Origin of the sequence: Paenibacillus lactis (assembly GCF_017873605.1) — a bacterium.
Lineage (GTDB): Bacteria > Bacillota > Bacilli > Paenibacillales > Paenibacillaceae > Paenibacillus_AQ > Paenibacillus_AQ lactis.
Genome location: NZ_JAGGKI010000014.1, coordinates 1 through 12,890 on the forward strand (window position 1 = coordinate 1; position 12,890 = coordinate 12,890).

General features: G+C 44.0%; 10 protein-coding genes and 1 pseudogene. 9 read left to right on the forward strand and 2 right to left on the reverse strand.

Going from position 1 to position 12,890, the window contains the following annotated elements:
• The first annotated feature begins 215 nt into the window (after nt 1–215).
• The 5 genes and pseudogenes from proA to J2Z18_RS22050 all read left to right on the forward strand — a co-directional run bounded on the left by proA (nt 216) and on the right by J2Z18_RS22050 (nt 7,389).
• Nucleotides 216–4,532 (forward strand): anti-phage protein ProA, encoded by a 4,317-nt coding sequence (proA, locus tag J2Z18_RS22035; protein ID WP_210095326.1) that lies wholly within the window; start codon nt 216–218, stop codon nt 4,530–4,532.
• A 33-nt stretch (nt 4,533–4,565) separates the two neighbouring features.
• Nucleotides 4,566–5,357: pseudogene (locus J2Z18_RS30565) on the forward strand (PDDEXK-like endonuclease domain-containing protein); the annotation flags it as partial.
• A 171-nt stretch (nt 5,358–5,528) separates the two neighbouring features.
• Nucleotides 5,529–6,086: a DUF3320 domain-containing protein gene (locus J2Z18_RS30570; RefSeq protein WP_245256142.1), complete on the forward strand. Its 558-nt coding sequence runs from the start codon at nt 5,529–5,531 to the stop codon at nt 6,084–6,086.
• A gap of 169 nt (nt 6,087–6,255) precedes the next feature.
• Nucleotides 6,256–6,435 (forward strand): hypothetical protein, encoded by a 180-nt coding sequence (locus J2Z18_RS22045; RefSeq protein WP_210095328.1) that lies wholly within the window; start codon nt 6,256–6,258, stop codon nt 6,433–6,435.
• Between the two features lie 264 nt (nt 6,436–6,699).
• Nucleotides 6,700–7,389: a nuclease-related domain-containing protein gene (locus J2Z18_RS22050; protein WP_245256143.1), complete on the forward strand. Its 690-nt coding sequence runs from the start codon at nt 6,700–6,702 to the stop codon at nt 7,387–7,389.
• 88 nt (nt 7,390–7,477) lie between these two features.
• Here the strand turns inward: J2Z18_RS22050 and J2Z18_RS22055 are convergent, their stop codons facing one another.
• Nucleotides 7,478–8,263, reverse strand: a complete 786-nt coding sequence (locus J2Z18_RS22055; protein ID WP_210095330.1) for a hypothetical protein — start codon at nt 8,261–8,263, stop codon at nt 7,478–7,480.
• Nucleotides 8,264–8,438: 175 nt separating this feature from the next.
• Here J2Z18_RS22055 and J2Z18_RS22060 point away from each other — a divergent pair, with 175 nt between their 5' ends.
• Nucleotides 8,439–9,518, forward strand: a complete 1,080-nt coding sequence (locus J2Z18_RS22060) for an endonuclease NucS domain-containing protein (protein WP_210095331.1) — start codon at nt 8,439–8,441, stop codon at nt 9,516–9,518.
• A 31-nt stretch (nt 9,519–9,549) separates the two neighbouring features.
• Nucleotides 9,550–10,233: a hypothetical protein gene (locus J2Z18_RS22065; protein ID WP_210095332.1), complete on the forward strand. Its 684-nt coding sequence runs from the start codon at nt 9,550–9,552 to the stop codon at nt 10,231–10,233.
• Between the two features lie 32 nt (nt 10,234–10,265).
• Here J2Z18_RS22065 and J2Z18_RS22070 read toward each other — a convergent pair whose 3' ends face one another.
• Complete coding sequence (locus J2Z18_RS22070; protein ID WP_007131103.1) at nt 10,266–10,517, reverse strand: helix-turn-helix domain-containing protein; 252 nt, start codon at nt 10,515–10,517, stop codon at nt 10,266–10,268.
• Nucleotides 10,518–10,848: 331 nt separating this feature from the next.
• Between J2Z18_RS22070 and J2Z18_RS22075 the strand changes: the two genes are divergently transcribed.
• Nucleotides 10,849–11,964, forward strand: a complete 1,116-nt coding sequence (locus J2Z18_RS22075) for a type II toxin-antitoxin system RnlA family toxin (RefSeq protein ID WP_210095333.1) — start codon at nt 10,849–10,851, stop codon at nt 11,962–11,964.
• A gap of 16 nt (nt 11,965–11,980) precedes the next feature.
• Complete coding sequence (rnhC, locus tag J2Z18_RS22080) at nt 11,981–12,889, forward strand: ribonuclease HIII (RefSeq protein WP_210095334.1); 909 nt, start codon at nt 11,981–11,983, stop codon at nt 12,887–12,889.
• Nucleotide 12,890 lies beyond the last annotated feature (1 nt).

A 12,890-nucleotide genomic window follows, 5' to 3' on the forward strand; every position in this document is an offset into this window, starting at 1 on the left:
CAATTTTATTGTCAGGCTAGCGTCTTTAGGCGCAGTTTGGCAACAAGGGGTTATACCCCAAGAGCAAACCACCCGTTTGACGGGTGGTTCTGATTTTCTCGTATTTCATGTCGAATAAAGCAGATACACCCATTATTTAGTGTTATTATAGAACTAATTGGCAATCGCTGTAGGTCTACAGGACTGAGAAACAAGAATTATAGGAGGATATGGAAGTGGAGAGCAGAATATCATGCGAATGGTTGTATAGCGAAACCGTGAACTACGCTATGCAGCAGAACCATGTTCCTGTTATGAAGAGCATCATTTTAACGAATACAACGGGTGAAGATATCAAGGGAATCACGGTGAAGCTAGAATCCGAGCCGCAATTTGCATATGAATGGAAGAAGGATTTTGACATGCTTCCAGCAGGGCAATCCTTGGACATGGGGACGATTGATTTACATATGTCGACCTCATTTTTGGGGGATTTGTCGGAACGTATAACAGGTACATTGACATTGACGGTATGGCAGAATGACACCGAATTGTTCAAGCAGCGCGGCTCGATTTCCGTCCTTGCCTTTGATGAATGGAGTGGACTCGCCGTATTGCCTGAGATGACCGCGGCATTTGTCACACCGAATCATCATCAAGTGGCCGAGATCGTACGGGAGGCGGGCACCATTCTGGAGCAATGGTCGGGAAGCCCTTCGTTTACAGCTTATCAGAGTAAGGATCCCAACCGGGTACGTATGCAGGCCGCTGCAATCTACTCGGCTTTGCAGAATCGCAAGATTTCCTACTGCGTAGCTCCTCCTAGTTTTGAGTTGATCGGTCAGCGTATTCGTCTTCCTGAGACCATCTTCACGCATGGCCTGGGAAATTGTCTGGATCTTTCCATGCTATATGCTGCTTGTATGGAGGCGGTGGGTCTACATCCCCTGATCATTTTCACGAAAGGGCATGCGTTTGCCGGAGTCTGGCTTGTAGAGGAGACGTTCTCGGAGACGGTTCAAGATGATATATCGTTATTAACGAAAAGGCTCGCAGCGGGAATAAATGAAATCTGCGTGGTGGAGTCTACGGCTATGGTCAAAGGGGATCATATTCCATTTGATCAAGCGGCTATGCTAGCCGAGGAGCATCTAAGAGATCCCGATTCATTCGATGGCTTGGTCGATATTCGAAGAGCACGCGCAGCAGCCATACGACCGTTACCACTGCGTACGAAGGCGACAAATGGATGGGTCATTGAGGAGACTCGTGAGACGAAGATCCATGAAAGTGCTGCTCCGGAACTTCTGGAAGTGCTGGAAAAACCATTGGAAGTTGAATCGTTGCAGCCTACAACGCGGCAAAAGCAATGGGAGCGTAAGCTGCTAGATTTGACGCTTCGTAATTCACTGCTCAATTTTCGCTTAACCAAGTCGAGCATTCCGGTCATTTCTGCTCAGTTGGGAGATTTAGAAGATGCGCTGGCTGACGGCGATGAATTTCAACTGTTGGCTAGGCCCAGTGACTGGGAGGATAACGGGCGAAACGCCAGCTTGTATCAAAGTGTGAATGCCAATCACCCACTCGTTAAATTGCTGCAGGAAGAATTCGTCCGGAGACGATTGAGAGCCGATTTGAATGCTCAAGACCTAGAGAAAAGAATTGTACATATTTATCGGTCTGCCCGAACTTCATTGGAGGAGAATGGGGCTAACACGCTTTTTCTTGCTTTGGGTCTCTTGAAATGGTATGAATCACCGGTTAGCGAACTTCCTCGATATGCGCCGATTGTGCTGATTCCTGTAGATATTTTACGAAAATCTTCACGACAAGGATATGTCATTCGGGCGAGGGATGAAGAACCGCAGATTAATATTACACTGCTGGAGATGCTAAGGCAGGATTTCGGTATCGGCATTGATGGCCTGGATCCGCTTCCGAGGGATGAGAAAGGCATTGCCTTGAAACAGATCTTTAACGTTATTCGACATGCATTAATTCAAGTATCCCGCTTTGACATCGAGGAAACGGCTAATCTCGGATTGTTTTCTTTCGGGCAATTTGTAATGTGGAATGACATTCGCACGAGAGCTGATCAATTGGCAGAAAATCAAGTGGTGGCAAGTCTTATTCAGGGGCAATTACAGCTACGGGAATCTGTGGAAGTGAAGCCCGAGCTGCTCGATGAAGAGCATCCTGCTCATTCGTTGATTCCGGTTAGTGCGGATTCTTCACAATTATCTGCCATTCGCGCGGCGCTTAAGGGGCAAAGCTTTGTGCTGCATGGCCCTCCAGGAACCGGGAAGTCCCAGACCATTACGAATATGATTGCTAGTGCTCTGGCCAATGGGAAAAAGGTGCTGTTCGTAGCGGAGAAGATGGCAGCACTGTCTGTTGTTCAGCGAAGATTAGAACAAATCGGTTTGGGCCCTTTTTGCCTGGAACTTCACTCCAACAAAAGCACAAAGCGAGCAGTCCTTGACCAATTAAGCAATGCGATTGATGTGCAGCGGATACAGTCTGGCGAGTCGTGGAAAAGACAAGCAGATCGCTTGTTCCAGTTGAGAGAGACGTTAAACGGTTATGTAAAAGCCCTTCATCGAAAACAAGCTTTTGGCTTATCTTTATTTGAAGCGATATCGGAGTATGAGAGGGCGGGTGAAGCACTGGATGTCGTTACGTTCAATGACGCAGCGATTGAAGGACTGAACCCGGATACCTTGGTTGCATGGAATGACACGGTTGCTCAATTCATCGCAGCCGGGGCTGCCCTTGGCAATCCGGGCACGCACCCTTGGGCGGACTCTAAGGTTACATCCTATACACAGGAGCTGAAGGCAAACGCAGAAGTATTAATAAAGAGCTACATCGTAGAGCTTGAGGGACGACAGAAAGCGATGAATGAAGCGCTGAAGCATTTCAAGCTTGGAGCTCTTTCGATGACTCAAGACAAAATCTCCATATTTGCACAGTTGTGTGAGCTGGCTAGCCGTGTACCGGATATTAAACCTGCCCTCATGCAAGAGATCAATGTCGAAGAATCGGTCGAAAGGCTAAAGGCCGCAGCACTTCAGGGCAAACGCCGAGACGAGATTAGAGGTAGGGTTTCCAAATTATTCACTTCAGAGGCTCATCGTTTAGATGCCCAAATGATGTTATCTACTTGGGATAGTTTGGAGCTAAAATGGTTCCTTCCGAAATGGGCTGGGCAGAATCGCATTGTAAATATGCTGAAGAAAATGACGATTTCCGGTCAAGGGATAGTCAAGGAGGATGTCAGATCTCACTTGCTGGATATCATTTCCCTGCAGGAAGAGGAACAGAAGTTAAGTCGAGCAAGAGACGAATCCGCTCCATTCCTTGGTTCCTCGCTGATCTGGGATGACGAAGGCAAGTGGGACGACATCATGGAGACTTGCGAGTGGCTGAATCGATTGCATGCAGCGTTAACGGCTTGGTATGAAAATACTACCGATGCCCATCACGCAAGAACACAGATTGCGGAATTTATGGTTGAGCTTCGTGGGAATGCTGCGCTGAATCAATCGATACAGTCTGTGCTCCGTAGTCATGAACAAGTGAAGCATCAGGAAAAGGAGCTCCGCGATCTATTGCAGATTGACTTTGAGCGCATGGCGCATCAGTCTCAGAATTTGGACTGGCACGATGATCTCCTGGAAAAAGCAAATGGATGGATATCTCATCTAGATGTATTGAGAGATTGGTGTACGTGGCGAAGAGTGCGATCGCAGGCGGAGGAGCAAGGACTTCTCCCTCTTGTCATTCCATACGAAGAAGGGCGTCTATCTAATGACCAGTTGAAGGACGCTTTTGAACGTGGACTCTATAAAAAAATAGCGAATTACATCATTGCGCGTGATGAGCAATTCGTGTCATTCTCCGGCAATGTATTTGAAGAGACACTACTTCGCTTCAAAGAAGCCGACGAGGAATATACGAGACTAACCCAACAAGAAATTGTGGCCAGGCTTTCTTCGAGAGTGCCTCAAATGACGCAGGAAGCATCGCAAAGCTCGGAAGCCGGCATTCTTCAGCGGGCGATTCGCAGCGGCGGGAGAAATATGTCGATTCGTAAGCTGTTTGAACAGATTCCGAATTTGCTGCCGCGATTAGTGCCCTGTATGTTGATGAGTCCGATTTCTGTAGCACAGTATCTCGATCCTGAACGATCCCCATTCGATATGGTAATATTTGACGAAGCCTCTCAGGTGCCAACGGCACAAGCGGTTGGGGCATTGGCACGGGGACAACAGTCTGTTATCGTAGGTGATCCGAAACAGCTGCCACCAACGAGCTTTTTTTCGAAGAGCCGTCAGGAAACGGAGGAAGAGGAACCAGCGCTGCAAGACATGGAGAGCATATTGGATGATTGTTTGGCGCTTGGAATGCCGGAGCGACATCTGACCTGGCATTATCGTAGTCGGCATGAAAGCCTGATCGCGTTCAGTAACGCTCATTACTATGAAAATAAGTTAATGACCTTCCCATCTCCGGATGAACCCGTTTCAAGTGTGAAATGGTGCCCTGTCTAAGGATATTATGACCGGGGACGTACGAAACAGAATCGAGCCGAAGGTGAGGCTGTCGTTGCTGAGATTATCCGCCGCATTAAGGATCCGGTCTTGCGCCAACAGAGCTTGGGGGTCGTTACGTTTAGCTCCATTCAGCAAACCTTGATTGAGGATATGCTTGAAGAAGTACTGAAGCAAGAACCGGAAGTGGAAATGCTCATGATGCAAATGCCGGAACCACTATTCATCAAAAACCTTGAGAATGTTCAAGGGGATGAACGGGACGTTATTTTGTTCTCAGTAGGATATGGGCCTGATGCAAACGGTAAGGTAAGCCTGAATTTTGGCCCATTAAACCGGCAGGGAGGTTGGAGACGGTTAAATGTTGCCGTATCAAGAGCTAGGTACGAAATGCTGGTATTCTCAACACTGCACGCCCATCACCTGAATGCAAGCAGGATCAGCAGCGAAGGTGTACTAGGCTTAAAAGCGTTCCTTGAGTATGCGGAAAAAGGAAAACGGATCCTGCCTGCAAGCGAGGCGTCGTCTCAAGCGCTTCAGGTTTCGCATGTTCACCGAAGTCTGGCCGCTGAATTGAAAAAGCGCGGATACCAAGCAGATCTATATGTCGGGGCATCGGGATATCGCATTGATTTAGCGGTATTGGACCCTGAGTCCGATCATTATGCATTAGGGATTCTCCTTGACGGACCGATGTATCAAAATGCAGAATCTGCACGGGATCGAAATATTTTGCGGGAAGAAGTGCTTAAGCAGCTTGGCTGGAATTTGTTGAGGGTGTGGAGTCCGGATTGGTGGGATAATAGAGAAGGCGTAATGGACCGTGTTGTGGAAGCTGTTAAGCGAGGAAGAGAGGCCAAGAAGCTACGGGTTCAGGCCCAAGCTGAAGCAGCAGTGACTCATGAACAAGTGACTTTTGATCGTTCACAGAATCCTCCGGTAAGCATGGATAAGGATCATCATGTTCAACCTGCACAGCCTCAGAAACCGAAAGAGATGCAGCCTTACCATGTCTGCGTTCTGGATGCTGTTTCTTTAGGGTCGGATTGGTTCCATTCCCCAGAATCGACGGAGCTCCTTTTGGGTCAAATCCGAAAGGTCATTCAAGAAGAGGGACCTATTAGCCGGAGTTTACTTACAAAACGCATTTTACAGGCATGGGGCATTACCAGACTGGGGGCACGATTGGATCAGAGGTTTACAGAGTTGTTGATGAAGATACAACCTGCACATACGGAAGTGAACGGAATGACCTTCTTCTGGCCAGAAGGAATAAAACCATCCGAGTATGGCATTTACAGAGTAGCCACAGATGACGCTCAGCGGCGAATGGCCGAGGATTTACCGTCGGAAGAAGTAGCGGTTGCCGTGAAATCCATTCTGTCTTCTCAAATTAGTCTTCCTTATGATGAGCTAACGAAACAAGTGGTTAAGGCGCTCGGATACGCTAGATCTGGCAGTGCTCTGGAGAAGTCGATTAAATCGGGGATTCAAAGAGCTATTGAGCTTGGCTTCGCTTATGAAGATGAGAACCAGCGGGTGGTTGTGAAGTAATTAAACCAAGTTATTCTCTATGTTACCATAAGGCTAATCAAAGGCTGCTCAATGAGCAGTCTTTTTTTTATGCCGATTTTGGGTTCCGAACTTACGTTTGCTGGCATTCCCATGTCACCACTATTCTTTAAACTATGGATAAATGAGGAATTAGTGATGGAGGAATCCCATGAAACCAAGAAACCGTGCAATGCATTTGGAGATTAAACTAGTCATTGAGAAGTTAGGTTTAACGAGTGATAAAATAACAGAGTTTTATGATGAAATGAAGGAGAAGTATAGGGAAGAGGAGCAAAAATCTGATGAAAGCTGCGATCCCGATCCACATAAAGACGGATTAAACCAATAACGATTTGGTTGTCATTTGGATTAGTAGTAGGCCATTAGTAATGGTGTTGAAGTTAGAGAATAATCTGCAATGGTTCTATAGAAGGGTTTCACCGATTTCTGGCGAATGGATGTATATGTTGACGAGGATCGTCGGATTGATGTTGTGAAAACGATTAAGAGGAGCTGGATATTTTAAAGAATCGTCCAGGCTAGTGCGAATCGCTTGAAGGCATTTAATCCCCACATCATATAAGAACGGAGTTCCAATATGCTAAAGAAATTAATGTCGATATTCAAATCAGATACTTCGGATAAGAAGCCTACCCAACCTAGTACTAAAACATCTAGCCGCAAACCTAAGCCTAAAGTTCAGCCAACTCGAATCGGAGAGCTGGGAGAGCATAAGATTAACATTCAGCTAGATCAGCTCCCTAAAGGGTGTAAATATGTAAGTGATTTAATGGTGGCTAATTCGGAATCCCGTACAGGATATTCGCAGATCGATCACGTGGTCATTACCCCTCAAGGAATATTTGTAATCGAGACCAAGAACTACAACGGGGAGATAAAGGGTACTAGAGACAATAAGTCATGGTCGGTAAGCAACCGATTTAAAATGTACAACCCGTTTATGCAGAATTACGGTCATATTCAAGCGATCAAAAGCTTGCTCCCCGACTATCAAGAGAGTCGATATATATCACTCGTCTCCTTCACGATGCGTTGCCGATTTAGCGTGGACCCTGAATTGAGAAAAATTCAATCGGATGAGCTGATCGTGTACGATGTTGAACTATCCGAATATATTCAGCGTAAAATGAACCGGATTCAAGCCGAGAAGACGGGACCTGTTCTAACAGAGTCGGATATTCAGAAGATCTATCAATCTTTGAAAGAAGCCAATATCACTGATCCGAAGATTCGGGCTGAGCATGTGGATAAGGCGGGGAGTGCCGAGAGGGCGAAAAGATAGTAATAAACCGATTGCCGCTGTACCACTTAAGTAAGTGGAGAGCGGCAATTTTGATGAGGGAGGTTAAACTTATAAATAGACAATGAACTTAGTAAACGGGTTGCATGAACACCTTATCCACATATTTATAATAATCGATTAATCCTTGAGAACCATAAGGGGCAATGATTTCATCACCATCAAGCACTATGTACGATTGACCAGTAATTGATAATTCCTGCTTGATTGGATTGATTTTCTGCAAGTCCCCGACGGTTGTAAAGGAATAAACCCAAAGGCTTAAGTCAATTATTGAGTCGCCAGCTGTGACGATTAATTCGCTAATGCCATCTTGATCAAAATCATGGAGAGCGGCTTGAATTTTATAACCCTCCTGTAATTCCCCGTATTCGTCGAATACTCCCGTATCACCAGACAAGTCAAGTTGCCAACCCACAGAAGTAGAAGGGAAGATCATCACAGCCTTAGTCCCGTTAGGGTGATCTAGTCCTAAAACTAATTCAGCCTCCGTTGTACCGAATTGCATAGGTAAAGTTACATCAGGCGCACCAGGTTTCCACTCAACTTGAGATAAATTCTTTCCTTCAGGAGAACGAATTAAGGAGTCGGACGTCGGAATATCTAGGGCCGCCTGATCTGGCTGTGTCTCAACATTATTCGGTGTAGCTTCTTGCTGACTATTGTGTGAATCCGCTGTTGTTTCCTCGTTGTTAGGTGGGATGTTTACGTCATCTTCCTTGTTCTCCTGTCCCTGAGGATGTCCTTCGTTGCTCTGTAATGCTTGGGATGTATTTAATTGGTCAATTTTTTTCTCGCAGGCAGACGTCACTGCAAGGATAAAAATAAATGCGATTAGTATTGCTAGTTTTTTCATTTCTTGATTTTGTCCTTTCTGATAACATGTAGGTATTATTATCCAATAGGGATAGGCAATATTATCTATTATATTTAATCGATAATATTTGGAAAGTATTTTATTAAACTTTTTAACGCCAACGTTCCTAAGAGATGTAATCATTTAATACTGATAGGAAAAGGAGCCAACTCATATGCCCATCGAACTAGGAGTGTGGAAAATCAATGAAAAGGTGGAGAAGATCCATTTTTCAAGTATAGAAACCGAGCGTAAGCTCGAGGATGTCATTGCCGATGATATTAGCATTATTGACCCTTCCTTGATGCTTATCGGCAGGCAGATCAGTACGGCGTTCGGGAAATTCATTGACATCTTAGCGATGAATGCCGAAGGTAATTTGGTTGTGATTGAGCTTAAGCGTAACAAGACGCCTCGTGAAGTTGTTGCGCAAACGCTGGATTATGCCTCCTGGGTTCAACAGCTAGATTACACGGATATCATTCGTATTTATAGTGATAAAAATCCAGGAAAGCAGTTGGAGCAAGAGTTTGTAGATCATTTCAAGACTGATTTTCCTGATGCCTTAAATGAGTTGCATGAATTAATTATCGTATCAGCTGAGTTGGATCCGTCCACTGAACGGATTATTAATTATTTGACGACCTTCGGTGTACCTGTGAATGCTCTCTTCTTCCATTATTTCAAAGATGGAGATAACGAGTATTTAGCTAGGAACTGGCTCATTGATCCCAACCAAGTAGAAGCGAAAGCTTCCAGTGTGACGTCCAAAAAGACAGGAAAGGCTCCTTGGAACGGAAAAGACTATTACGTTTCATTGGGAGACGGAATTCATCGAAACTGGGAGGACTGCAGACGATACGGCTTCATTTCGGCTGGGCAAGGAAGGTGGTACAGCAATACGCTGAATCTACTTAAGCCTGGTGCCCGGATCTTTGCGTGTATTCCTAAGGTCGGGTATGTCGGTGTAGGTATTGTTGCCGATGAAGTGGTGCCTATTAAGGATTTTCAAGTGTTGGTAGAAGGGGAGAATAAACCACTGCTCGAGGCCGACTTACAGGTCAGCATGGATAAGGATGTCGATGATCCTGATCTCTGCGAGTATGTGGTGCGCGTGGATTGGATTAAGACGCTTCCGAAGCATGAAGCTATCTGGGAAAAGGGGATGTTCGCGAACCAAAATTCCGCATGTAAATTGAGAAACCAGTTCACGATCGAGCGGTTGATAGAGCATTTTCAGTTAGACGAGGAATAATACTCTGCCACTTATATACGGGGGTTAAACAATGAACATAAACAACCAACTTGATGAACTATTTGGGCAATGGAGAATGCACGAAGCGTCCACCAATGGAATTTTCATTCCGGATGGGTATGTGGACGAGGAAGCATGGTCAGGAGCAACGCTTAAATTGATGATACTTCTGAAAGAGGTTAATTCTTCGGACGCCGGGTGGGACCTGCAACAGTTTGTAAGAGAGAAGGGATATCTTAAAGAAAGTAGCACCTGGCCAGTACTCCTGCGTTGGACGTATGGAATCCTGAATGGATTCCCAGAATATAGCGAAGTTGAGCAGCGTTATCTAGACGTCAAGGAAGAAGCGGACGAGTTCCTTCGGAAAGTCTATTTTGCAAATGTGAAGAAGATTGCAGGCGGCGCCAAGGCCAATCATACAGATGTTGAGCGCCATATACAGGAGACTGGCGAGTTTCTTCTTCAACAAATCAGGGTCGTCAATCCCGACCTTGTTCTATGCTGCGGCGATGTTATATTCCAAGGTGTCCATGAGCTATTGAAAAGGTCGGGCCCCCATAGATTTGAGCTTAAGCAGACTTCCGGCGGCCTGGAGTACATCATGTGGGATGACATCCAAACGGTCTTTATTCGTTATCATCACCCTAACGCTTATTATCCAAGAGCGATGTCTTATACATATCTGATGAAGGAGATTCAGAAGATACTTTCTTAATCATTAGTTGAAAAAGTTGGAGGGAGAGCCTCCTAAGTATCTAGTTTCATCTCCCTCTCATAATCCTCAATTAGAGCCGAAGGCTTAACATGAAGCGCCCTTGCTAATGCGGTAATCGTTAGCAGAGAGGGCGCTTTTTCGCCGTTCTCCAGCTCACTGATATAAGACCGGTCTACACGGGAATAGAGGCTTAGCTCGTCTTGGGTAAGCTTCTTCTCTTTCCGAAGGTTTCGTAGAGCTCTGCCGAAGGCAAGCAATTCTATGGATTTCTCACTATTAGCCACGTTGGATAACCCCTTATTTGATGGTTAAACTAATCTTATGTGGTTCTATAAAGGAATTTCTGTAGGCTATTGCCTACATAATGATTAGAGTGATATAATACATATAATGGAAACGATAATTTGGATTACTAGATTATATTCTTCGTAAATGGGAGTGGTGGGAATATGAAATCAATGGTAACCAGTCGCTTTCGGTATTATATGTGGGGGGGAATATTTACCAGGCATAAGAAGAGGTGTATAATTGGGATCGAACTAGTTATAGGGAATCGTGTTTAGTAACAAATGGAAATGGTTATAATTATACAATCTTATGTAAGGGGTCGTAACTTTGAAACTTACGAGAATAAAGCTATCATCCGAAGAATGCATAGAACGCTTAAATGAAGTTTGCGAAGGACTTGGGATCGATATTGAAGAAAACAAAAAGACCGATCATATAGTTGTAAAACTATTGAGGGAAGGGGAGGATCCTGGAACCATTCGCATTTACGATACTAAGTTAGGACGAACCCTCGACGGTTCCCTAAACAATAAAATGCTTAACGACACTGTATTGAGTGAATTTAATATTGCAATGTCTGACGTAAAAATAACTCCAAAACATACTCTCTATTTATTGAGAGAAGATCAATTTGAAGAGATTTATGACGTAATCGTAAATGTCGCTTCAAGAAATGATTATGAGATAAACAAAAAAGAACAGAATCCATCTCACATAACTTATCTTGTTGAAGTTAGTAACCGGAATAATAGAGATAAGGTTACGATTACACAATTTAATAAAGGCAAGTTAATGCTCCAAGGAATGGGATGGGAAGTTTGGGATGAAGTATGCAATTCCATTGATGAGGCACTTGATACATCTGTCGAGGAAATTACGCTTCGATTAATGGGATCCGTTGCTGAGGATGTTGCTCAAGTAGTCATGACGGATCTTACCTCCCGTGGAGAAACCGAAATTGTAGGGCGGCTTGGTAGAGCTTTTAGTTTCTTATATGATCACGATAAGAAATTGTTGATTTCCTCCCAAAGTATGCTCCTTGCTAAGATCGACTATGGTGATTATTACTGCTACATTGCACCTTGTTTAAGGGTAATAGAAGGTTATCTAAAAAAGGTAATTGTTGAACTAGGTTTGTTAACTGAGACACAGATTAATGCGTTAGATACTAACGGCAAACCGTTATTCAATTTCGGACAAATTTTCAATGGTCTAAGTCATGTGCATTCTACAAAAAAAACATTGTTATCTTCTGATCCTTCAATACAAGATCAAATAGAGGCTGAACTTCTCGTCATATACGAATCGTATCAAAAAACAAGGAATCCTCTGCAACATGATGGACCACCTGTACAGATGACTGTTGACACTTACGAAGATGCCGAAAGTTACTTTGATGAGATTATTGGGATGATTAATCGAACTTATCATCAAATTTTTTGAAGAATGAGGAGAAATTATGAACCAAGTATTGACTGTTACAGGCGATGCCGAAGTTATCCTCATTAATTTTCTAGATATTAATCTGCCTAGAAATGATAAGGGAGGCAACACTATCTGGAAGAGCAGTAATGTTGCCATAACTTTGTATTCAACTGGGAAGGTATTATTTCAAGGAAAAGAAGCAGACCAGTGGTTTACAAAAGTTTCTGATATTCTGGGTAATGCCACAGAGTTAAGACAAACGAGCATAATTGAAGATGAGCATTCTCTAAACACCACTTATAACGGCACCCCGAGAGTTGGTATTGATGAATCCGGCAAAGGGGATTTTTTTGGACCTATTGTGACAGCAGCGTTCCTGATTAAAGATGAAAAACAAGAGACAGCAGTTGAAATGCTTGGAGTTAGGGACTCTAAAACATTGACTGATAATAGGGTATCTTTATTGGCCTCTGAATTAAAAAAATTTGGAACCTATGAAATCATCCTAATTAGCCCCTCAAGATACAATCAACTATGGTCGAAAATGGGGAACGTAAACAAGATTCTCGCATGGTCCCATGCACGAGCATTGGAAAACATTTTAAGTAAGTACAGTGTTGCTTTGGCAATTTCGGATCAATTTGGCGATGAATATTTAATCAAAAATGCGTTACTCGAGAATGGTAAGAAAATAAACCTGGTTCAGATGCATAAAGCTGAATCCGACTTGGCTGTAGCAGCTGCATCAATACTTGCCAGGGATGCTTTTGTCAAACAACTCAACTTAATTGGAAAGTCGGTTGGAATGACATTATCTAAGGGAGTATCGGGTAAAGTAATTGATCAGGGAGTAGAATTTTACAAAAGGCATGGAAAAGAGAAGTTGTCCAATATTGCAAAAATTCACTTTAAGACATATGATAAGATTATTTCAAGTCAGTGAT

Excerpts from the sequence above, each read along its gene's own strand:
- J2Z18_RS30570 (WP_245256142.1), top strand. The coding sequence starts at position 5,529 with ATGCAGCCTTACCATGTCTGCGTTCTGGATGCTGTTTCTTTAGGGTCG.
- J2Z18_RS22045 (WP_210095328.1), top strand. The coding sequence starts at position 6,256 with ATGAAACCAAGAAACCGTGCAATGCATTTGGAGATTAAACTAGTCATT.
- J2Z18_RS22050 (WP_245256143.1), top strand. The coding sequence starts at position 6,700 with ATGTCGATATTCAAATCAGATACTTCGGATAAGAAGCCTACCCAACCT.
- J2Z18_RS22055 (WP_210095330.1), bottom strand. The coding sequence starts at position 8,263 with ATGAAAAAACTAGCAATACTAATCGCATTTATTTTTATCCTTGCAGTG.
- J2Z18_RS22060 (WP_210095331.1), top strand. The coding sequence starts at position 8,439 with ATGCCCATCGAACTAGGAGTGTGGAAAATCAATGAAAAGGTGGAGAAG.
- J2Z18_RS22065 (WP_210095332.1), top strand. The coding sequence starts at position 9,550 with ATGAACATAAACAACCAACTTGATGAACTATTTGGGCAATGGAGAATG.
- rnhC (WP_210095334.1), top strand. The coding sequence starts at position 11,981 with ATGAACCAAGTATTGACTGTTACAGGCGATGCCGAAGTTATCCTCATT.